The following is a 22,178-nucleotide window of genomic DNA, read 5'->3' as shown; positions in this document are numbered from 1 at the left end:
TGGGGGATACCGTGAAGGAAGAAGCAAGGACGCTTTCGGGGACGGGCGGGCCTGACATCCATCTCTACGTCTGGCACCCGGACGAGGACAAGAGCAACGGCGACGTCGTGCAGATCGTCCACGGGCTCGGCGAACATGCCGGGCGCTACCGGCGACTGGCCGGGAGCCTGACCGACGCCGGTTATCTGGTCGTCGCCCACGACCAGCGCGGCCACGGGCGCACCGCCCAGCGCGGCATCCCCGGCCACTTCGCCGACCAGGACGGCTGGGACAAGTTGGTGGAAGACGTCGAGCGGGTGCGCCAGGAGGCGAAGGCGCTCAGACCCGACGGCCGTGTGATCTTGCTCGGCCACAGCATGGGCTCCTATGTCGCGCAGAGCTACGCGCTGCGCCATCCGTGCAACATGGAGGCCCTGGTGCTGTCCGGCTCCACGTTCGCCTCCCGCATGCAACTGCGCATCTTCCGCATCGTCGCCGCCATCGAGAGTCTGCGTCAGGGCTCCACCGGCCGCAGCCGGCTGCTGGACAAGCTCAGCTTCGGCGCCTTCAACAAGGAGTTCCAGCCGGCCCGCACCGACTTCGACTGGCTGTCACGGGACGAGGCCGAAGTGGATGCCTACGTCACCGACCCGCTCTGCGGCGGCCAGTCCACCAACCAGCTTTGGCGGGATCTCACCGGCGGCCTGATGGAGATCTCCGCCGTCCCCGCCCTGCGCCAGCTGCCGGCGAGCCTGCCCGTCTACATCCTGGGCGGCGAGCAAGACCCGGTGGGCGGCGCGAAGGGGCTCACCCGGCTCTACGACGCCTACCGGGAAGCAGGGCTCGCCGGCACGACGCTGCGGCTCTACCCGGACGGCCGTCACGAGATGTTCAACGAGACCAACCGGGACGAGGTCACCGCCGACCTGCTCGCCTGGCTGCGCTCGCCCTGGGAAGCGCGAGCCCGCAAGGCGGATCAGTCCTCGGTCGGGTCTGCCGGATAGCGGTGGACGCCGCCGCGGTAGTCCCGCACCCGCCACTCTGACGTGGCCTCGTCGCGCTCGGCCCAGGGCGGGCCCAGCGGCGACTTGCCGGCGCCGCCGGGGATGTCCAGCACGTAGGCCGGCTGGCAAAGGCCCGACACCCGGCCCCTGAGTTCGCGCATCAGCTCGCGGCCGGCCTCGATGCCGGTGCGGAATCGCGCCGTGCCCGGCGCCAGGTCGCAGTGATGCAGGTAGTAGGGCCGCACCCGGTGCTCCACGAGCCGGCGGAACAGCCGCTCCAGGGTATCGGCGTCGTCGTTCACGCCCCGCAGCAGAACCGACTGGCTCATCAGTGGTATGCCGGCATCGGCGAGACGGGCGCAGGCCACGAGCGCCGCGTCGTCCAGCTCGTCGGGGTGATTCACGTGCAGGACCAGCCAGACCGTCTGCCGCGCCGCCCGCAACGCCGCCACCAGCTCCGCCGTGATGCGTTCCGGGGCGACCACCGGCACCCGGCTGTGCACCCGCAGGATCCGCACGTGTTCCGCCGGCGCCAGCCCGTCGACGATGCGCGCTAGGCGCCGCGGCGACAGGATGAGCGGGTCGCCGCCGCTCAGGATGACTTCCCAGACGCCCGCCTGCGCACGGATGTAGTCCAGCGCCGCTGCCAGCTCCTCACGGCCGAGCAGCCCGGCGTCCGCCTGACCCACGGTCTCGCGGCGGAAGCAGTAGCGGCAATACACCGGGCAGGTGGTGGTCGGCTGCAGCAGCAGGCGATCCGGGTAACGGTGCACGATGCCTTTCACCGGAGTGTGGGCATCGTCGCCGATGGGGTCGGCCAGTTCTCCTTCGCCCGCGGTCAGCTCGTCGGGGGAAGGCAGGAACTGCAGCGCCACGCCTTGCGAACCGGCGGCGATGCGCCGCGCGACCGCCGGGGTGACGGCGACGGCGTAGCGCTCGGCCACGGCACGCAGGTCGGGCAGCGCCTCGGCGGGCACGAGGCCGGCGCGGGCGAGATCGTCGGCACTGGTGAGTCTCGTCACGGCCGCGAGCCTACCAGGAGTAGCGGGCCTGCAGGCTCACCTGGCGCCGGGGCGCCGGCGTGCCGGGGAACTCTTGGAAGTCGCTGTTGGTGACGTTGTCGGCCACCAGGCTCAGATCGAGCCCCGCGAGCGGCCGCCAGAACAGGGCGACGGACGCCGCGAAGGCGTCGTCGGAGCCGGTGCGCAGCGGGTTGTCCGCCTGGCGGCGGAGTTCCGTGTCCATCACCAGCCGCCAGGCCTCGGCGAAGTCGTACTCCAGTGCCACGGTCAGCCGCTGGCGAGCGTAGTTCAGCGCGTAGTAACTCGCATCCACCGCCACGGTGCCGTAGTCGGCGTCCTTGTCCAGCCAGGCGTAGCCGGCGCGCAGCGTGAGCCCGGACCAGGCACGGGCGAGATAGAGTTCGGCGCCGAGCACCTCCAGGTCCACCGGGTTCGCCTGGCGGACGAAGGGCGCGCCGGAGAGGAAGGTCCAGTCCACCAGGCCGTCGTCGTCGCGGCGGAACAGGATGGCCTCGGCCCGCCAGTTCTCCGCGACGTGGCTATAGCCCAGCTCCAGGGTGCGGGCAGTCTCGCGTCCCAGCGTCGGATTGCCGCCGAACAGCCCCTCGGGCGGCGAGGCCAGCGCCGTGTAGCCGGGAACCTGGGAGGTCTCCGCCCAGGACAGCCGCCACGTGCGCTCGGCCGCCGCCGTCTGCCGCCGCCAGGCGACGAAGGCGCTCGGCAGGAGTTCGCTGCCCTCCCGGCTGGTCCAGTCCAGCCGCGCGCCCAGCCCGAACTCCAGCTCGCCGGCGCCCGCCGGCCGGGTCATCGTCGGCAACAGCGCGGCGCTCGCATAGCTGCGGCTCGCGAACGGCCCCTCCGTCAGGTCGGTGGAACTGACCAGTTCGTCGGCGGTGGCCTGCAGCGAGTAGCGCAGGTCCACCGCCGCGCCGCCCCGGCGGCCGTGCAGCGCAATGCCGCCGGCGCGGGTCTCGTGATCGAAGGCGCCGGGCACGCCGGACTCCGCCGTGCGCCGGTCGAAGTCGTAGTCGTCCTCCAGGTTGCGGTACCAGGCGCCTGCCTCCCACCAGCCGGTGCCCGCCGACTCCTGGCGGTGGTTCAGCACGGCCAGCGTGGTCTTCGTATGATCGGTCTCGGGCAGGCTCGCAAAGCCCGTGTAGGCGCCGGGCCAGCCGTAGAACTTGTCCTGGTAGGCGAGCAGCAGATCCGTCTGGCCGCCCACGATGCTGCGCTGGACGCGGAATGCGTAGCGCTCGAAGTCGTGATCGCCGTTGTCGCGGCTGCCGTCGCCGCTGGAAGTCGCGACGGCGAATTCCGCGCCGATGTCGCCGGCGGTGTTGCTGGCCCTGGCCGCCGCGCGGGCACTCACGAAACGCAGACCGTCCGTGCCGAGGCCGGCGCCGGCATCGTAGCCCGGGTCCAGCGGCGCGAACCGGTAGCCGACCGTGGCCACGGTGGAGTTGAAACCGCCCATCGCGTTGTCCACGCCGGTCAGCAGCGCCGGTGCGGACAGCATGGCGGGCGGCGTCGGCAGCTCGGCGAAGTAGTGTCCCGTCTGGGGATCCAGCAGGTTGACTGCGCCGAGGCGGAAGCCGGTGTTCTCGAACAGACCGCCGCGGACGCTGACGTCCGCCTGACCCTCGGCGAGACCCCGCGACTGCACGTCGATGCGCGGGTCGTAGCGCAGCGCCGTCACCGGCGAGGCGAAGGTGCTGGCCGGCGCCTCGAGGGCCACCCGGCGGGCGGTCACCAGTATGATCTCCACCGTGGCGGAGCCGGAGTCGCCGGCGTCGGCGGCGGCGTTACTGGCGGCCGCCGATGCGTCGGATTCCTGACCGGCCGGAACGGCCGGCGGCAGCACTGCGAGCAGCCACAGCAGGGCGGCGGTCGGTGGTCGTAGTCTGGCTCTCATTCCGGCTTCCGGAGGAAAGCGACAGGGGATCACAGCCCCCGTTCCTGCGCAAGCGGCGGCGCATGTTAGTCTGGTGGGCGCAGCGATAACCGATCGGAAAATCGATCAGACGAGTGACAAAAGGAAAGGAGACACGGATGGCCAGCATCCTCATCACCGGTGCGAACCGGGGTATCGGACTCGAACTCTGCCGTCAGCTGAAGGAGCGCGGTGACGAGGTGATCGCCGTCTGTCGCAGCCCGAGCCCCGAGCTCGAGGAGCTCGGCGTGGAGATCATCGAGCACATCGATGTGGCCAGCGACGACAACGTGGAACAGCTGCGCTACGCGCTGGAAGGCCGCCAGATCGACGTGCTGATCAACAACGCCGGCATGCTCAGGCCCGACGACATCGACACCGTGCAGTACGATGACATGGTGAAGCTGTTCGAGGTGAATACCCTCGGACCGCTGCGGGTCACCCGGGCGCTGCTGAATAACCTGCAGGAAGGCTCGAAAGTGGCCATCGTCTCGAGCCGCGTGGGCTCCGTCGGCGACAACGGCTCCGGCAACAACTACGCCTACCGCACCTCCAAGGCCGCCGTGAACATGGTGGGCAAGAACCTGAGCCACGACCTCAAGCCCCGCGGCATCCCGGTGGCGCTCCTGCACCCGGGCATGGTCGCCACCGACATGACCGGCGGCCGCGGCATCCCGCCGGAGAAGGCGGCTGCCGGCCTCATCCAGCGCATCGACGAGCTGAACCTGGAAAACACCGGCAGCTTCTGGCACGCCGAAGGCGAAGAACTACCCTGGTAAGAAAGGGAGTAGGAGGGCCTTCAGGCCCGACCGCCTCCGCACGTTACGGCTGGTGGCGGTCGGGCCTGAAGGCCCTCCTACACAGTTGGGAAGGCCGGGAGGCGGCTACCTCTCTGATACCCGCGCCGGCCTTCGCCGGCGCGCAGTTGCAGTCTGGGGAGACCGAATTGTTCGGGCAGCTTCGCGGCAGCCGCCTCCCGGAATACTGTAGTCTGCGGCCGATCAGCGGCGGAAAGGCGGTCTCGCGATGTCCTCGATCCGCACGATGTTGCCGGTCAGAGTGACCACATAAGCGTCATTCCCGATGATCTCGAGGGACGTTGGCCGATCGATCCCGTCGGCGACGAGCCTCAGGGAACCGTCGGCATTGATTTCCCACAAAGCACCGTCGTTCTCGATGGCCGGAGACCCCGGGAACTGACCGTTCCACTGGCCCTGCGACAGCGCGAACAGACTCCGACCGCGGCCGGATTCGACATCGAGGAGCAGACGCGCGCCGGAAGCCTCCAGCTGTACGCTGTCCGAGTCCGGATCGAACGAGACGACCCGGCCGTCTTCCGGTTCATGCGGCGCCGGACCGGTCAGTGCCAGATAGATGGTGCTGCCCAGAACCTCCACTCCCGTCGGCACGACATTGTCGAAGGCCCTGAGCTCGCGGATCTCGCCATCCTGGCTCACCCACAGGACGCGGTTGTGATGCGCCTCGGATACCAGCAGGCCACCCCGGTAGGGTTCGATGGACCACTGCACGCCCGTGGGAATATCCCAGGGCACGTCCGAAGGATTGGCCAGCGTATAGGCACCGAGGTCGGCGATTACCGTGTAGCTGTTCGGTCCGTCGATGCGGTAGATGCCATCGGTCGCATTGCTGAACAGGCTCACCAGGGTGACCAGGACGTAACCCGTGTCGCCGATGAAGGCGACGTCGGCGGCGCCGCCAACCCCGATGACGGCGGGCGGGAGACCCTCGGCGAACGTGGTCACGGCTCCGTTGTCCGGGTCGACCCGGGATACCCGGCCCACGAGTCCTTCGGTAACGAAGAGATCGCCCCCGGGCCCGATGGTACTGCCGGCCGCGCCCTGCAGCCCCGTCACGAGCTGCGCATGGACTGCCGGTGGTGCGGCGAGAACGGACGCGGACAATGCCAGGACGATCATTATTGTTTTCAGTCTCGTCTTCTCGGACATGGTGTTTCTCCCCCGTTGTCGGTCCAGAGAAGGGCGACGCTAGCCCCGAGACCCCCGCTGCGTAACGAAGAACCGGCGAAAGATCGGCTAATTTGCGGCTATGTTTGTGCGAAAATCGACCATGGGCAGCCGATTGGGGGGAGGCAGCGTGAGCGGCGCCAGGACATCCGGCGAACGCGGATACGCCTTCGGCGAGTTCTTCTTCGATGTGGAAGGCCACTCGCTCCTGCGCGACGGGCAGGAGGTCGCCCTGCGGCCGCGCAGTTTCCGGGTCCTGCACCACCTGCTCGTCAACCACGGCCGGCTGGTGACCCGTGACGAACTCATGCAGGCGGTATGGGGCGACACCGTGGTCACCGAAGGCTCGCTCACCCAGTGCATCATCGACATACGGCGTGCCATCGGCGACACGGACCAGCAGATGATCCGCACCGTACCGAGAGAGGGTTACGTATTCGACCTGCCGGTCACCGAATCGCCGCCCGGCGCGCCCGGGACCGGGGCAGCGGCGCGCAAGCGAACGATGTTGCCGGCGATGCTGGCATTGGCCGCAATCATCGCCGTGGCTGCCGTGCTGGTCTGGCGCCTGGCGGACCACGGCAGCGGCGGCGTCGATACGTCGGGGCCTCCGCCGGCGAAGAGCATCGCCGTGCTTCCCTTCGCCGACATGGGCCCCGACGGCGACCGGCAGTACTTCGCCGACGGGCTGTCCGAGGAGATCCTGAACCGGCTCGCCCAGGTACGGGAACTGAAGGTCATCGCCCGCACCTCCTCTTTCTCCCTGAGAGACAGGCCGGATCTCGACGCAGTTGCCATCGGCCGGCTGCTGAACGTGTCCTACCTCCTCGAAGGCAGCGTCCGGCACTCCGGGGACCGCCTCCGGGTGACCGCTCAGCTGATCGAGACCGGCGGCGGCACGCATCTCTGGTCCGAGTCTTACGATGGCGGGCCCGGCGACGCGCTCGAGGTGCAGGCGCGGATCGCCGGGTCGGTTGCCGGCGCGATGCGGGTCGCGCTGGACGAGTCGGATGGCGTGGAGCCGCCAAGGCAGCCGCTGCCCGCCGCCTATGATGCGTACGCGCGCGCTCACCATCTGCATGCCCGGCGCAAAGCCGGCGACCTGCAACGTGCGAAGAAACTCTATCTGGAGGCGATAAGGCTGGATCCGGGTTACGCCAAGCCGTGGGCCGGTCTCGCCGGCCTCTACATGCTGGACCTGTTCGATCGCGAGGAGGATTACGACACCGTGCTGGAACTCATGGGCAACGCGGCCCGGACCGGGGTCAGCCTGGACCCGACTCTGGCCGAGGCGCACGCCCGACTCGGCCGGTTCCATGCGCTCTCCGGCAACCAGGAGCTGGCCATGCAGCACCTGGAGCGAGCTCGGGAACTGAATCCGAACAGTTCACTGGTCATCGGGCTGCAGGCGGGCCGGGCCGGCTTGCAGGGCCGTTACGAGGAGGCCCTGGCTTTGCAGCGCCGGGCGGTCGAAGTCGACCCGCTGAGCCATGTCAATCGACACAACATGGTGGGCTTTCTGCTGTTTGCCGGTCGCTACGACGAGGCGGAAGCGGAGCTGGCCGAGCTGGCCGCGCTGCACGGCGACGATGCCGCCGACCCGACCCAACGCTTCCGGATCTACCTGTTGCAGGGGCGCCTCGACGAGGCGCGCGCCGTCCTCGGAAGCGTACTGTCAGGCGCTCAGGAGCGCCAATCCAGGGCGTTGCTCCATGGCGCCGCCGGCGAGTTGGCAGAGGCCGAGGCCGCCATGCAGGAGTTGAGGGAGCAGGAGACGTCCGAAGCCGCGTTGCTGCTCGCCGAGGTCCACGCCTATCGCGGCGAGCCCGGCCCGGCCCTGCGCTGGCTGGAGACCAGTTACCGGCGCCTCGGCCCGGCACCCACCGCAAGCGCGCTCGCACGCTGGTATCTCGATGCGCGCCTCTCGCCGTTCCTGCAAGAGCTGCGCCACGAGCCCGCCGCGCGGCCGTACCTGGTCGACAGCATCTGACTGTCGTTAGCCCTTGAGCTGCAGCATGTAGAAGTGCGCGCCCTGGTCGTCCTGCACGACGGTCAGACGCCCGACCGGGATCTCGAACGGATCGGCATGGACGGTGCCGCCGAGATCCTTCACCTTCGCGACGCAGGCATCGACGTCGTCCACCGCGAAATATACGCTCCAGTGGGACGGCATATCCCCCCACTGCTCGTTCATCTGCAGTAAGCCGCCGTTGGTCTGGTCCCCGTTGCAGATCAGGTAATAGGTGGTCGGCGCATCGTCATTGAGCGTGTAATCCCAGCCGAAGACGCCATGGTAGAACTCCCTTGCGCCGTCGATGTCGCGGACGGCGAGTTCATTCCAGCAGAATGAACCGGGCTCGTTGCATTTGGCGGCTCCCTTGTGCCCCAGCGGCTGCCAGAGACTGAGCGCGGCGCCCTCCCGATCCGTGATCACCGCCATGTGACCGGCGTCGAAAACCTGCATCGGCGGCATGACGATCTTGCCGCCGTGCTCCTCGACGCGGCCGACGGACTCCTCCACGTCAGCGACCGTGACATAGCTCGACCACACGCCGGGCACGCCCTGCTGCTGCATCTCGTCGGGCATCCGGCCGAGGCCTGCGACCTCGTCCCCGTCGTGCCTGAACATGACGTAGGGCGGACCGCCCTGGGTGTCCTGCTCCTCCGCGGTCCAGTCGAACAGCGATCCGTAGAAACTCTTCGCTTTCGCGACGTCTTTCGCCATCAGATCGACCCAGCTGAAGGTGCCGGGCGGGTAGGAATCGAAGCGTGTCATGACACAAGGCCTCCTGGAGTCAGCGGGCGTTCGCAGCCCGAGCTGACTCGAGTTCAGCCTGGGCCTCATCGTGTCTTCCGAGACGCGTCAGAATCTCGGCGAGCGCAGTGTGGGCGGCTGCGCTGGGACTGTGTTCGATTAACGCGCGATAGGTAGCAGCGGCGTCCTCCAGCTTCCCGTCCCGCACGAAGACGGCAGCCAGCTGTTCGTACGCTCTCGAAGCCGCGGGGTCCAGAGCGATCGCCGCGCGCAGATTGGCGACACTCTCATCGAGCCTGTCCTGTCGGAACAGCACCATGCCCATGGCAATGTGCGCCTGAGCGGAGGGATCGCTCTCCAATACGATGCGCAGGTGCTCCTCAGCCCCTGCCAATTCGCCGATGCCGGCAAGCGCGCCCGCCAGATTGTAGTGCGCCGCATTGAAATCGGGCTCGAGCGCTGTGGCCTCCCGATACGCGTCGATGGCCTCTTCGAGGAGCCCCTGACGCGCCAGCACGAAGCCGAGATCATTGTAGATGGCCGGCTGTGGCTCGATGGCCAGCGATTCCCGGTAATGCGCCTCGGCCAGCTCGAACTCGCCGATATCGACCGCAGCGAGCGCCATGTTGTTATGAGCCTTCCAGTGCTGCGGATCGACCGCCAGCGCGCGCTCCAGCACCGGGACCGCCTCCTCGCTCCTGCCCATCTGGAACAGCGAGAAGCCGGTGGCGTTCAGGAGCTCCACGTTGTCGGGTTCGATCTCGAGACCGCGACGATACGTCCTGACCGCAGCTGCGTAATTGCCGGTGCGCTCGTTCGCCATTCCGGCACGCAGGAAGGAATAGGCGTCGAGGAACCGTTCCCTGATCTCGGCGATGGCATCGGCAGGCAGCGGCACGAACTCCGGAATATTGGCGGCCCCGTAAGTACCCGTGAAGCGGTCCAGTACCACCGGTGGGGTGGATTCGCCCTGCTCGTCGATGTGCGTGAGAAAGAGCTGGGTATAGGGGGTATTCGCTTTCGAAGAGAACACCAGCCAGCGCCCGTTCGAGGAGAAGCTGTGCCAGGAATTCATGCGCGGCGTATTCGCGCGCAGCCGACGAGCTTCGCCCCCGGCCGCCGGGATGATGAACAGCTCGCTGTCCGGCATCAGCAGCATGTAGTTCTCCGCCTGGGTGAACACGATCCACTTGCCGTCGGGCGAGAACTCGGCGAAGAAATTGCTCCTGCCGTTGTGCGAAGCGCCCTCTATGGGTTCCGCCTTGCCACCACGTCCTTCATTGAACGGCACCCGGTACAGGTCGAACTTGAACGGTTCCTTGTCCTCGATGAACTCCGGGACGTCGTGCTCGTCCAGGAGAACGCCGCTGGCACGCTCGATCGCCTCCTTCCTGTAGGCCCGGGTGCGGGCAAAGACGATCCACTTGCCGTCCGGGCTCCAGGTCGGATTGCTCTGCACGTACTCGGGGTCGTCTGCGCCCGCAAGCGGCGTATACGTGCCGGTTTCGGTGTCGTAGACAACTAGTATGCCCTTGATCGGGAAGAACAGCTGCGAGAATTCGATCCCCGGTGTCGCCACGAACACCGCCCTGTCCTTTACCGTACTGACGACGTAGCGGCCGTCCGGAGAAACCTGGGAGAGAAGGCCGAAGGTGGCCTCGCCGTCCTCTCGCTTGTAATCACTCCAGGTTATGATCTTCTCGTCGTTCAGGACCATCTCCCGGTCTACCGGCAGGATCGCGTAACCGCCCTTGTCGTTGCCGTAGTCGACGTCGAGGCCCAGCACGCCGCCGTCACCGGAAAAGGAATGGCAGTTGCCGCATACCGGCAGATCCTCGAGTACGACGGGCGGCTGCTCCACGGAGCCGACGGAGCCGTAGCGCCAGCGTATCCGCGACGGGTCCTGGACTGCCTCGATGAAGGGCAGTGGGACTTCGCGATAGAAGATCGAATCGCCTACCGGATGGACGGAGGTACGGATTCGGATGCCGGCTGCCGATACAACCGTACCCTGTGCATCCATGCCGACGACTGCCAGCTCCGCATCGTTATCGCTGGATCGCCGTTTGATCTCCGCCCAGTCTTCCTCCGCCGGCCGCCAGCGCGTGTCCGCCGACGCAAAACCCAGCGCCTCTTCCTGATCGCCGAAGCGAAGCAGGACACGCCAGCGGGTAACGCCTTCGGTTTGGTCACTCCAGACCACCGCGGGTGCGGCGATGTCGGGGGGGAAGAGCGTTTCGTCGAGGGGGTAGTCGATCGCCAGGCGACCGGCGGGTGCCTCGGGGAATGCGACGGCGGCAGCATCGACGCCACGCTGACAGGCCGAGAGCGTCAGCAGCACGGCCAGCAATCCGACCCGGGCACAGCCGGTGCGAATCGGCCGAGACCCGGAAACCCGCAGGCGCCGATGGCCGGCCGGCTCGGGATTCATCGAAGCACTACCTGTGGAATCCTTTGCAAGTGATGGGGCAGTGCTCACGGGAAGCTCTTTTCGTGACCGGCTGAAATCAGTGTGGTTGATCGTTTTTTTCAAGTCAATTCAGTGGCCGTGCGTGAGGCGCGAGCCCGGTCTTCTTAGACAATTCTCCCTATCGGTGTACAATCTTTGCAGGGCTCTGCCGACTCGCCTTGATGCTGGCAGCGGCCGTATGTCCTCGGGGGAGAAAAACGATGATAAAGAACCAATTGAGCGCCGTCCTGGGCGTTGCCCTTCTGACAACCGCTCTCTCGGCGCAGGCGGCAGTGCACCGCGTGTATCCCGGAGAGTCCATACAGGGGGCCATCGACGTCGCGGCGCCGGGCGACACGATCCTCGTCGAACCGGGTGTCTACCAGAACGAGAATACGGGACCCGACGACAAGTACGGCCTGCACATTACCACTCCCAACCTGCGCCTCATCGGCAAGGTCAGGAAAGGCCGGGGCGACGCCGGCAAGGTGATCGTGCGCTACAAGGACGACGGCGACGGCAACAACCGGACCGGCCAGCAGACGGGCATTTACGCAGCACCCGCGGGCTGCGATTACGACTGGAATGTCGAGCAATGCGAGGAAGTGCTGGGCCCGGGTTTCGAACACCTCAAGGGCTTCTACATCCGCGGCTTCACCGTCGAAGGTTTTCCGGTGAACGGTATTCAGACCCGCTGGGTGGACGATTTCGAGTTCGTCAGGAACGAATCGGTCAACAACCTGAACAACGGTATTTATCCGACCCTGTCCGCCAACGGACTGGTGCGGAACAACGTCTCCTACGGCTCGCTCGATACGGCCATGTGGGTGGCCGGCTCCGAGAACGTCCGCGTCATCGGCAACGAGCTGTTCGGCAGCGTAATCGGCTTCGAAATCACCGTCTCGAACAATGTCGAGGTGACACAGAACCGGATTTACGACAACACCGTAGGGGTGGGTCTGTTCCATCCCAACGGCGCCGGTAACCCGCCGCTGCCCGAGATGAGGAACTGGGTGATCGAGCACAACGATATATTCGCCAACAATCGGCCGAACGAGGCGCCGCCAGGCTCCTTCCAGGCCGACCTCCCCTCCGGGGCCGGTGTACTGGTACTGGGCGTGAGTGACCACGTGATCGGCAAGAACAAGATCGAGGATAACGACTACGTGGGTATCGCCGTCCTGGGATGGTGTTCCGCCCTCTTCGGCACCCCTCGCCAATGTACTCCCCAGAATCTGGGAGATCTGCGGGGTCCGCCGCAGGCCGACAACAACCGGATCGAGCAGAATTACGTGAGCGGCAACGGCAGTGGCGCAAACCCGCCGATCCCGTTCCTGGCGGAAGACATCGTCTACTTCCACATCGCGGACCAGAATCCGGAATTTGCTTTCTTCGAGCCGTCGGGTACCGGCAACTGCTTCGAGAAGAACAAGCCCGACGACTACACGTTCTTCTCCTCCCAGTGGGACGGAGAGCTACCGACCGACGGGTGTTAGCGCGACCGGAGCCGGACCGACACGGATGACACGCATGGCCGCGCAAGCGGCCATGCCGTTTCCGAGCGCCGTCCCGGACTTCTGACTCATGGCATCATCCCGAATCGTCGCGGCGGGAGTCGAAGGCCAGCGCTGCCTCGTAGACATACGCCGTGTAGACGGCCGCGAGGCCCGGGAGTTCTTCTTCAGCTGCCAGCCTTCTTCCGCCGGCAGCGCAGAGCCCGAGGCGCAGGCGGGGGCCGTCTATCACACCATTCTCGAGACCCTCGGTGCCGAAGGAACGAACTACGGCGCCGTGGTTTCAGAATGGTTGTTCCTCAGGAATGCGCGAGCGGATCTGCACGCCTGCCGTAGCGCGCGTCATCGGGTGCTGAAGGCGAACGGCAGCCCGGACCATCAACCGGCGATCACCTGCGTGGAACAACCCCCTCTGGACGCAGACGCCGCCCTCGCAATTCTGGTTCATGCCGTTATTCCGAAAACGGGCGGGCAACACGCCGGCCCCGGCAGGACACTGGTGCCCGCTACGGCTTGCACATGCCCCGAGTGCTCGCGTTCGCGCGGTTATCTCTTTCCCGTCGGCGCGGAGCACCGACTGCAGACCGGCAACCTCTACGGCCACGGCGCCGATGCCTATCGGCAGACGCATTCGCTTTTCGAGCTTGCGGAGGATCTGCTGCAACAGGCCGGAATGGCTTTCAGCGACGTCACACGCACCTGGATCTACCTGAGCGAGATGGATCGTGACTATGCGGATCTGAATCGTGCGCGGCGCGAGTTCTTCCGGTCCCGCCGCATCGACCCCTCACCCGCGAGCACGGGCATCGGCGCCGGACTGGCGGCGCCGGCACACGATATCTCGCTGGCCTTCTCCGCCTTGCAGGCTGACGCCCTGCCCCCACGGGTCGTGATGACCACGCCGACCCTGAACGAAGCTCCCGTCTATGGGGCGGATTTTTCGCGCGGAATGCGCATCGAGGACTCGAACAAGACGGCGCTGCTGGTGTCAGGCACCGCGAGCCTGGACGAGACGGGCGCGACGGCACACGTGGGTGACTTCGATGCGCAGGCCGATCGCATGCTCGTCAACGTGGCTGCGCTTCTCGAGGGTCAGGGCGCGACGTTCGGCGATATCGTCTCGGCGATCACCTACGTGAAAGACCCCGCCAATGCCGACCGTCTGAGGGAGAAGTTCCGCGAGGCCGGTTTCGGGGGCTTTCCCAATGTGCTGGTCCAGGCCGCCGTCTGCCGCGACGAACTGCTGTGCGAGACAGAAGTGCTCGCGGTGCTGCCTGGCCGCCGCTAACCCCTGACCATGTAGGAGGGGCTTCAGCCCCGATTCGCCATCCGATTCGTTATGCAATTCGTTATCGGGCCTGAAGGCCCTCCTACGGTGGTAATGTCCGTACGTTCTTATTCCTTCAGGATGACGGAGTCGGCCAGTTAGCCCGCCTTCGCCTCGGCCATGGCATGAACGTCTGCCGCGGCAAGCCGCTCACCGCCGATGGCCCAATCGCCGCCCTCGAATTCCTTGATTCGCACCCAGGTGACCGGCCGCATCGCCTCGCCCTCGACCTCAACCATGGCGGCGGTCACCTTCTCGATCATCTGCTCCTTCTGCCGGGCAGTGAACACATCCTTTATCACGTCGATCGTTACCAGTGGCATGGCTTCATCCTCCGGATTGCAGTTTCGTCTTCAGGTGTTCGATCACTTCGCCCATCTGATCGCTCGGGCTGAACTCGATGGCCTCGTAATCTTCATCGACCCAGACCGTGTGCCCGGGCGGCCAGTAGTAGACCTCGCCGGCGCGCACGACCTCTTCGTGCCCGTCCGCGTAGCGCACGTGGATGGAGCCCTTGAGCACCGTGCCCCAATGCGGACACTGGCACAGGTTCTGCGGCATGCCCTCCAGCAGTGGAGTGGCATCCGCTCCCTTGGGGAAACGTATGCGCGCCACGTTGAGGTCTCCCCAATCCTGGGCCTGGATACAGACGCCGCCTGCTTCCAGGCGCGTCTGCAGTTCGGCATGTGAGTGCTTCATCGTCGTCTTCTCCCTTTCGATGCGGCGGAATCGCTGCGGCATGTGCCTTTTTTACCGTGCGTGGCCTCACGGTGCTTGGAGGCGGCATGGAGATCTCGTGGAGATTTGCGGACAGACGGCCGGCCGCTGCCTTATGCTGGACGGCATGATCTACCGGTTTGATCGATTCGAGCTCGATATCGACAAGGCCGAACTACGCGCCGACGGCCGCCCCCGGCCTGTGGAACCGCAGGTATTCGCACTGATCGCTCTTCTGGTGGAACACGGTGACCGGCTGGTGTCACGGGACGAGATCCTCGAGAGGCTGTGGGACCGGCGCGTGGTGACCGACTCGACCCTCGGCAGCCGGATCAAGTCGGCCCGCAAGGCGCTGGGCGACGACGGCAGGACGCAGCGGTTCATCAGGACGATCCACGGGCGCGGCCTCCGTTTCGTGGCCGATGTCGAGATGGAGCGGCATCCGCCCGCCCTGTGGGCAGGTGCCGGCTCCGGCGCTGAGTCCGCGACGGCGGCGTCGGCCGACGGTACGGCCCCGGCGGCAAGGCCGTCGATCGCTGTACTACCGTTTCGCGTTATCGGCGAAGCCGGTGCCTGCGCGACCATGGCCGCGACTATCGCCGAGGGCCTGCCTCACGAGCTGATCGCGGAACTGGCGCGTCTGCGCTGGCTGTTCGTGATCGCCCGCGGCTCGTCGTTCCGTCTTGGCGGCGGCGACATGGACCCCGGCGAAGCGGGCCGGCTGCTCGGCGTGCGCTACTGCCTCACCGGAGCCGTCGAGGTCGCGGGCCAGCGCCTGGTGGTAACCACCGAATTGATCGATACGCGAGATCACGATGTCGTCTGGGCGGAACGCTACAGCGGGTTCGTCGACGACGTGCACTCGGTGCGCGCAGAGATTCGGGCCCGGATTCTGACCTCGCTGGAGATACAGATTCCCCTGCACGAGGCTGCGGCGGCGCGCCTGCAGGCGACCGCGAATCTGGATTCCTGGTCGGCCTACCATCTCGGGCTGCAGCATATGTATCGCTTCAACCGCAGAGACAATGCGAGCGCGGCGGAGCTCTTCTCCCATGCGATCGCGCGCGATCCGGAATTCGCCCGCGCGCATGCCGGTCTGTCTTTCGTGCATTTCCAGTCGGCGTTCCTGCGACAGACCGACGACATCCACGGCGAGATCGCGCAGGCCCGGGCTTACGCTCAGCGCGCCGTAGATATCGATCCGCTGGACCCCTTCGCGAATTTCACTATGGGCCGCAGTTTCTGGCTGGAGGCGGATCTCGAGCGCGCGGCGACGTGGCTCGAACGGGCCACGACACTCAGCCCGAACTATGCTCAGGGAATCTATGCCCACGCCTGGACGGAGACGATGTCCGGAGACAGCGCCAGAGCCCGGGAGGAAGTCGATCTCGCAATGACGCTGAGCCCGCTCGATCCGTTGTATTACGCGATGCTGGGAACGCGCGGCTTCATCCATATGGCGCGGAACGAGTACGACGAGGCAGCCCGGTGGGCGGACCGCGCTGCACGGTCGCCGGGCGCGCACGTGCTCATCGCCATGATCGCCGCGGCTGCCCGGGAAATGGCAGGCGACGAAGTGCAGGCGAAGAAGTGGGCAGCCAATGTCCGCGCGCGCGATCCGTCGCTGACGCGCCACGACTTTTTCCGCTCGTTCCCGCTCCAGCAGGAGGCGATGAATTCGAGGATCTCGGCAGCGCTGGAGAAGCTGGGTTTTTGAGTCCGGCCGGCACGCTGAAAAAAAAGGCCGCCCCGGAATCCGGGACGGCCTTCTCGTTTAGAAGCCTGGCGGTGACCTACTCTCACATGGGGAGACCCCACACTACCATCGGCGCTGGGCGTTTTCACTTCTGAGTTCGGGATGGGATCAGGTGGTTCCCGCTCGCTATTGCCGCCAGGCAAACCGGTATGAATCTGGCACCGTAGGAGCGGCTTCAGCCGCGACTGCAATCGGGCCTGAAGGCCCTCCTACATGCATGCCGGATTCCATGTTGAATTAACAATCTGGAAAGTTTTGACGTCAGAGTGTCGCTTAGCGTCGCGAAAACGCTTTGGTGTTATATGGCCAAGCCTCACGAGCAATTAGTACTGGTTAGCTTCATCCATTACTGAACTTCCACACCCAGCCTATCAACCTCGTAGTCTTCGAGGGCTCTTCAGGGACCTCGAGGGTCCAGGGAAACCTAATCTTGAAGGGGGCTTCCCGCTTAGATGCTTTCAGCGGTTATCCCGTCCGCACATAGCTACCCGGCAGTGCCACTGGCGTGACAACCGGAACACCAGAGGTGCGTCCACTCCGGTCCTCTCGTACTAGGAGCAGCTCTTCTCAAGTTTCCAACGCCCACGGCAGATAGGGACCGAACTGTCTCACGACGTTCTAAACCCAGCTCGCGTACCACTTTAAATGGCGAACAGCCATACCCTTGGGACCTGCTACAGCCCCAGGATGTGATGAGCCGACATCGAGGTGCCAAACTCCTCCGTCGATGTGGACTCTTGGGAGGAATCAGCCTGTTATCCCCGGAGTACCTTTTATCCGTTGAGCGATGGCCCTTCCATACAGAACCACCGGATCACTAAGACCTGCTTTCGCACCTGCTCGACTTGTCTGTCTCGCAGTCAAGCACCCTTTTGCCTTTATACGCAACGTGCGATGTCCGACCGCACTGAGGGTACCTTTGTACTCCTCCGTTACTCTTTGGGAGGAGACCGCCCCAGTCAAACTACCCACCATACACTGTTCCCGACCCGGATAACGGGCCTGGGTTAGAACTTCAAACATGCCAGGGTGGTATTTCAAGGTTGGCTCCACGCAGACTGGCGTCCACGCTTCAAAGCCTCCCACCTATCCTACACAAGCAGGTTCAAAATTCAGTGTAAAGCTGTAGTAAAGGTTCACGGGGTCTTTCCGTCTAGCCGCGGGTACACTGCATCTTCACAGCGATTTCAATTTCACTGAGTCTCGGGTGGAGACAGTGTGGCCATCGTTACGCCATTCGTGCAGGTCGGAACTTACCCGACAAGGAATTTCGCTACCTTAGGACCGTTATAGTTACGGCCGCCGTTTACCGGGGCTTCGATCAAGAGCTTCGCTTACGCTAACCCCATCAATTAACCTTCCGGCACCGGGCAGGCGTCACACCCTATACTTCCTCTTTCGAGTTTGCAGAGTGCTGTGTTTTTAATAAACAGTCGCAGCCACCTGGTCACTGCGACCCCCACCAGCTCAGAGAGCAAGTCTCATCACCAACAGGGGCGTACCTTCTCCCGAAGTTACGGTACCAATTTGCCTAGTTCCTTCACCCGAGTTCTCTCAAGCGCCTTAGGATTCTCTCCTCACCCACCTGTGTCGGTTTACGGTACGGTCAGCTGTTACCTGAAGCTTAGAGGCTTTTCCTGGAAGCATGGCATCAATCACTTCGCTCCACATAGGGAGCTCGTCATCACATCTCGGAATTGTGTCCCCGGATTTGCCTAAGGACACTTCCTACATGCTTAAACCGGCAACCAACAGCCGGCTGACCTAGCCTTCTCCGTCCCCCCATCGCAGTAACAGTCGGTTCAGGAATTTTAACCTGATTCCCATCGACTACACCTTTCGGTCTCGCCTTAGGGGCCGACTCACCCTGCGCCGATTAGCGTTGCGCAGGAAACCTTGGGTTTTCGGCGTGCGGGTTTTTCACCCGCATTATCGTTACTCATGTCAGCATTCGCACTTCTGATACCTCCAGCATGCCTCGCGACACACCTTCACAGGCTTACAGAACGCTCCTCTACCACGCATGCAAGCATGCGTCCGCAGCTTCGGTGTACAGCTTGAGCCCCGTTAAATCTTCCGCGCGGGCCGACTAGACCAGTGAGCTATTACGCTTTCTTTAAAGGGTGGCTGCTTCTAAGCCAACCTCCTGGCTGTCTTCGCCTTCCCACATCGTTTCCCACTTAGCTGTAACTTGGGGACCTTAGCTGGCGGTCTGGGTTGTTTCCCTCTCCACGACGGACGTTAGCACCCGCCGTGTGTCTCCCGTGATTGCACTTCCTGGTATTCGGAGTTTGCATCGGTTTGGTAAGCCGGGATGGCCCCCTAGCCGAAACAGTGCTCTACCCCCAGGAGTGAGACACGAGGCGCTACCTAAATAGCTTTCGAGGAGAACCAGCTATCTCCGAGCTTGATTAGCCTTTCACTCCTATCCACAGCTCATCCGATAATTTTTCAACATTACCCGGTTCGGGCCTCCAGCAGGTATTACCCTACCTTCACCCTGGCCATGGATAGATCGCCCGGTTTCGGGTCTGCTCCCAGCGACTGAATCGCCCTGTTCGGACTCGGTTTCCCTACGCCTCCCCTAGGTGGTTAAGCTTGCCACTGAAAACAACTCGCTGACCCATTATACAAAAGGTACGCCGTCACCCCCGAAGGGGCTCCGACTGCTTGTACGCACACGGTTTCAGGTTCTATTTCACTCCCCTCTCCGGGGTTCTTTTCGCCTTTCCCTCACGGTACTGGTTCACTATCGGTCGGTAGGGAGTATTTAGCCTTGGAGGATGGTCCCCCCATGTTCAGACAAGGTTTCTCGTGCCCCGTCCTACTCTTCGTTACCCCCTTGTATCACCTTTCGCATACAGGGCTATCACCTTCTATGGCCGACCTTTCCAGATCGTTCCGCTAGGATCCACAAGTTGATGGTAACTGGGCTGTTCCCCGTTCGCTCGCCGCTACTGAGGGAATCTCGGTTGATTTCTCTTCCTCTGGTTACTTAGATGTTTCAGTTCACCAGGTTCGCTTCCTGCACCTATGTATTCAGTACAGGATACTCCGCAAGCGGAGTGGGTTTCCCCATTCGGACATCCCCGGGTCAAAGCTAGTTTGTCAGCTCGCCGAGGCTTATCGCAGACTACCACGTCCTTCATCGCCTCCTACCGCCTAGGCATCCACCGTGTGCGCTTAGTCGCTTGACCATATAACCCAAAACGTTCTCCGGGCGGGGCCTCACCTGCTCCATCACCTTTTGCAAAGCAGAGCGGGCTCGACCCCAGGCTCGTCTGACAGGCGGTAGAAGATTACCGGTCTGCCTCAGAGCCGTGTCCTTGCGACGCGAATGCGACACTCTAAAAAACTGAGTCCGAAGACTCAGCCTAGACGTCAAAACTTATCCAGATTGTTAAAGAGCAAAAACATCAAAAGAAAGCTCTGATGCTTTCGTTTGGTGTCTTCGTACAGGCAACAGGGCCACCGGTTGGATGGTGGAGCCAGGCGGGATCGAACCGCCGACCTCCTGCGTGCAAAGCAGGCGCTCTCCCAGCTGAGCTATGGCCCCTATTCGAATTCATGAATCGGGGCTGAAGCCCCTCCCACAGACCGGAATCGGGCCTGAAGGCCCTCCTACATGCATATCCGACGTGGAGATGGTGGGTCTGGGAAGATTTGAACTTCCGACCTCACCCTTATCAGGGGTGCGCTCTAACCAACTGAGCTACAGACCCGGAGTCCACGAAGCGCCCGGGCTCTCTCGAGCGAGGTCGGACAGCAGTCCAGGCCTGTTGCCTATTCAATCAGGTAACTTGTATGGGAGCTCGCGCCTTCCTTTGCGGTTGCGCTTTACTCTTAAAGGAGGTGATCCAGCCGCACGTTCCCGTACGGCTACCTTGTTACGACTTCACCCCAGTCATTGGCCACACCGTGGTAAGCGCCCTCCCGAGGGTTAGGCTACCTACTTCTGGTGCAACCAACTTCCATGGTGTGACGGGCGGTGTGTACAAGACCCGGGAACGTATTCACCGCGACATTCTGATTCGCGATTACTAGCGATTCCGACTTCACGGAGTCGAGTTGCAGACTCCGATCCGGACTACGACGCGCTTTAAGGGATTAGCTGACCATTGCTGGCTCGCGACCCTCTGTACGCGCCATTGTAGCACGTGTGTAGCCCTGCCCATAAGGGCCATGATGACTTGACGTCGTCCCCACCTTCCTCCGGTTTGTCACCGGCGGTCTCCCTAGAGTTCCCACCCGAAGTGCTGGCAACTAGGGACAAGGGTTGCGCTCGTTGCGGGACTTAACCCAACATCTCACGACACGAGCTGACGACAGCCATGCAGCACCTGTCACTCGGTTCCCGAAGGCACCAAGTCATCTCTGACAAGTTCCGAGGATGTCAAGGGCAGGTAAGGTTCTTCGCGTTGCATCGAATTAAACCACATGCTCCACCGCTTGTGCGGGTCCCCGTCAATTCCTTTGAGTTTTACCGTTGCCGGCGTACTCCCCAGGCGGAGAACTTAATGCGTTAACTGCGACACCGAAGGGCAAATCCCCCCGACATCTAGTTCTCATCGTTTACGGCGTGGACTACCAGGGTATCTAATCCTGTTTGCTACCCACGCTTTCGCGCCTCAGTGTCAGTGTTGGGCCAGGAAGTCGCCTTCGCCACTGGTGTTCCTTCCGATATCTACGCATTTCACCGCTACACCGGAAATTCCACTTCCCTCTCCCACACTCTAGTTAAGCAGTATCGAATGCAATTCCCAGGTTAAGCCCGGGGCTTTCACATTTGACTTACCCAACCACCTACGCGCGCTTTACGCCCAGTAATTCCGATTAACGCTTGCACCCTCCGTATTACCGCGGCTGCTGGCACGGAGTTAGCCGGTGCTTCTTCTGTAGGTTACGTCAAGACCGGTCGGTTATTAGCCGCCGGCTTTTCTTCGCTACTGAAAGTGCTTTACAACCCGCAGGCCTTCTTCACACACGCGGCATTGCTGGATCAGGCTTCCGCCCATTGTCCAATATTCCCCACTGCTGCCTCCCGTAGGAGTCTGGGCCGTGTCTCAGTCCCAGTGTGGCTGATCGTCCTCTCAGACCAGCTACGGATCGTCGCCTTGGTGAGCCTTTACCTCACCAACAAGCTAATCCGACTTAGGCTCATCCAATAGCGCGAGGTCCGAAGATCCCCCGCTTTCCCCCGTAGGGCGTATGCGGTATTAATCCGAGTTTCCCCGGGCTATCCCCCACTACTGGGCAGATTCCTAAGTATTACTCACCCGTCCGCCACTCGACGCCTGGGAGCAAGCTCCCATCGTTTCCGTTCGACTTGCATGTGTTAGGCATGCCGCCAGCGTTCAATCTGAGCCAGGATCAAACTCTTCAGTTTAAACATTGAAGTTTGAAGAATGAGATTCCCAAGCTCTAAATCACATTGACTTAGGTTTGGTTCGCTCACTCTGGTTTTCGCTTCCGAAAATTCCAGCGCGAGCGCCCACACAAATTACCTGATTGTATTGTTAAAGAGCGATTCCCCGGAATCCGGGGCAGACCCACAATTATACAGGCAGGCCGGGGTTGGTCAACAGTCCAAGCTGCCTGCATCACTGCTTTTTCGGGGTCTCCTGCCGGCGACGCGGCCGTCAGGGAGGGCGCATTATAGCGACGATCCCGCCCCCGTCAACACCCGACTGCAAATTCTTTTCGGCGCGGGCCGGGAAGCCGCCGGAACAGCCTCCACGGA

At 63.5% G+C, this 22,178-nt stretch carries 13 protein-coding genes, 2 tRNA genes and 3 rRNA genes; 6 read left to right on the top strand and 12 right to left on the bottom strand.

Going from position 1 to position 22,178, the window contains the following annotated elements:
* The first annotated feature begins 11 nt into the window (after window positions 1–11).
* Window positions 12–983, top strand: a complete 972-nt coding sequence (locus ACJMKZ_RS02775; RefSeq protein WP_405231666.1) for an alpha/beta hydrolase — start codon at window positions 12–14, stop codon at window positions 981–983.
* On the opposite strand, the gene ACJMKZ_RS02770 is transcribed toward ACJMKZ_RS02775, so the two are convergent.
* Together ACJMKZ_RS02770 and ACJMKZ_RS02765 are read right to left on the bottom strand one after the other, a co-directional pair.
* Complete coding sequence (locus ACJMKZ_RS02770; RefSeq protein WP_405231665.1) at window positions 956–2,005, bottom strand: lysine-2,3-aminomutase-like protein; 1,050 nt, start codon at window positions 2,003–2,005, stop codon at window positions 956–958. The genes ACJMKZ_RS02775 and ACJMKZ_RS02770 overlap by 28 nt on opposite strands.
* Before the next feature lie 10 nt (window positions 2,006–2,015).
* Window positions 2,016–3,917, bottom strand: a complete 1,902-nt coding sequence (locus tag ACJMKZ_RS02765) for a TonB-dependent receptor (protein WP_405231664.1) — start codon at window positions 3,915–3,917, stop codon at window positions 2,016–2,018.
* A 137-nt stretch (window positions 3,918–4,054) separates the two neighbouring features.
* On the opposite strand from ACJMKZ_RS02765, the gene ACJMKZ_RS02760 reads away from it, so the two are divergent.
* The gene (locus tag ACJMKZ_RS02760; RefSeq protein WP_405231663.1) at window positions 4,055–4,714 is read left to right on the top strand and encodes an SDR family oxidoreductase; all 660 of its coding nucleotides are present in this window, start codon (window positions 4,055–4,057) and stop codon (window positions 4,712–4,714) included.
* 222 nt (window positions 4,715–4,936) lie between these two features.
* On the opposite strand, the gene ACJMKZ_RS02755 is transcribed toward ACJMKZ_RS02760, so the two are convergent.
* A complete protein-coding gene (locus ACJMKZ_RS02755; protein ID WP_405231662.1) occupies window positions 4,937–5,902 on the bottom strand; it encodes a ScyD/ScyE family protein in 966 nt (321 codons plus the stop codon).
* A gap of 148 nt (window positions 5,903–6,050) precedes the next feature.
* Here ACJMKZ_RS02755 and ACJMKZ_RS02750 point away from each other — a divergent pair, with 148 nt between their 5' ends.
* The gene (locus tag ACJMKZ_RS02750) at window positions 6,051–7,910 is read left to right on the top strand and encodes a winged helix-turn-helix domain-containing tetratricopeptide repeat protein (RefSeq protein ID WP_405231661.1); all 1,860 of its coding nucleotides are present in this window, start codon (window positions 6,051–6,053) and stop codon (window positions 7,908–7,910) included.
* Window positions 7,911–7,916: 6 nt separating this feature from the next.
* Here the strand turns inward: ACJMKZ_RS02750 and ACJMKZ_RS02745 are convergent, their stop codons facing one another.
* Complete coding sequence (locus ACJMKZ_RS02745; RefSeq protein WP_405231660.1) at window positions 7,917–8,696, bottom strand: VOC family protein; 780 nt, start codon at window positions 8,694–8,696, stop codon at window positions 7,917–7,919.
* A 19-nt stretch (window positions 8,697–8,715) separates the two neighbouring features.
* Entirely contained in the window at window positions 8,716–11,208 is a 2,493-nt protein-coding gene (locus ACJMKZ_RS02740) for a tetratricopeptide repeat protein (RefSeq protein WP_405231659.1), read from the bottom strand.
* 137 nt (window positions 11,209–11,345) lie between these two features.
* On the opposite strand from ACJMKZ_RS02740, the gene ACJMKZ_RS02735 reads away from it, so the two are divergent.
* Together ACJMKZ_RS02735 and ACJMKZ_RS02730 are read left to right on the top strand one after the other, a co-directional pair.
* The gene (locus ACJMKZ_RS02735) at window positions 11,346–12,620 is read left to right on the top strand and encodes a right-handed parallel beta-helix repeat-containing protein (protein WP_405231658.1); all 1,275 of its coding nucleotides are present in this window, start codon (window positions 11,346–11,348) and stop codon (window positions 12,618–12,620) included.
* Window positions 12,621–12,708: 88 nt separating this feature from the next.
* On the top strand, window positions 12,709–13,926 hold the full coding sequence (locus ACJMKZ_RS02730; protein WP_405231657.1) for a Rid family hydrolase: 1,218 nt from the start codon (window positions 12,709–12,711) through the stop codon (window positions 13,924–13,926).
* A 137-nt stretch (window positions 13,927–14,063) separates the two neighbouring features.
* Here the strand turns inward: ACJMKZ_RS02730 and ACJMKZ_RS02725 are convergent, their stop codons facing one another.
* Together ACJMKZ_RS02725 and ACJMKZ_RS02720 are read right to left on the bottom strand one after the other, a co-directional pair.
* The gene (locus ACJMKZ_RS02725; RefSeq protein ID WP_405231656.1) at window positions 14,064–14,288 is read right to left on the bottom strand and encodes a tautomerase family protein; all 225 of its coding nucleotides are present in this window, start codon (window positions 14,286–14,288) and stop codon (window positions 14,064–14,066) included.
* Between the two features lie 4 nt (window positions 14,289–14,292).
* Window positions 14,293–14,664: a cupin domain-containing protein gene (locus tag ACJMKZ_RS02720; RefSeq protein ID WP_405231655.1), complete on the bottom strand. Its 372-nt coding sequence runs from the start codon at window positions 14,662–14,664 to the stop codon at window positions 14,293–14,295.
* Window positions 14,665–14,761: 97 nt separating this feature from the next.
* Between ACJMKZ_RS02720 and ACJMKZ_RS02715 the strand changes: the two genes are divergently transcribed.
* The gene (locus tag ACJMKZ_RS02715; RefSeq protein WP_405231654.1) at window positions 14,762–16,399 is read left to right on the top strand and encodes a winged helix-turn-helix domain-containing protein; all 1,638 of its coding nucleotides are present in this window, start codon (window positions 14,762–14,764) and stop codon (window positions 16,397–16,399) included.
* Window positions 16,400–16,462: 63 nt separating this feature from the next.
* On the opposite strand, the gene rrf is transcribed toward ACJMKZ_RS02715, so the two are convergent.
* The 5 genes from rrf to ACJMKZ_RS02690 form a co-directional block, all read right to left on the bottom strand.
* Window positions 16,463–16,578: ribosomal RNA gene (rrf, locus tag ACJMKZ_RS02710) — 5S ribosomal RNA — on the bottom strand.
* A gap of 162 nt (window positions 16,579–16,740) precedes the next feature.
* Window positions 16,741–19,635 (bottom strand): 23S ribosomal RNA (locus ACJMKZ_RS02705).
* A gap of 283 nt (window positions 19,636–19,918) precedes the next feature.
* Window positions 19,919–19,994 (bottom strand) — tRNA-Ala (locus ACJMKZ_RS02700).
* Window positions 19,995–20,083: 89 nt separating this feature from the next.
* Window positions 20,084–20,160, bottom strand: a tRNA-Ile gene (locus ACJMKZ_RS02695).
* A gap of 123 nt (window positions 20,161–20,283) precedes the next feature.
* Window positions 20,284–21,824, bottom strand: a 16S ribosomal RNA gene (locus ACJMKZ_RS02690).
* Together the 16S, 23S and 5S rRNA genes with 2 tRNA genes alongside form the textbook arrangement of a ribosomal RNA operon.
* Window positions 21,825–22,178: the final 354 nt, after the last annotated feature.

Source organism: Lentisalinibacter salinarum (genome assembly GCF_040706555.1).
Lineage (GTDB): Bacteria > Pseudomonadota > Gammaproteobacteria > Steroidobacterales > Woeseiaceae > Lentisalinibacter > Lentisalinibacter salinarum.
The sequence above is the reverse complement of the archived record's forward strand: the minus strand, read 5'-3'. Positions and strand labels throughout refer to the sequence as shown.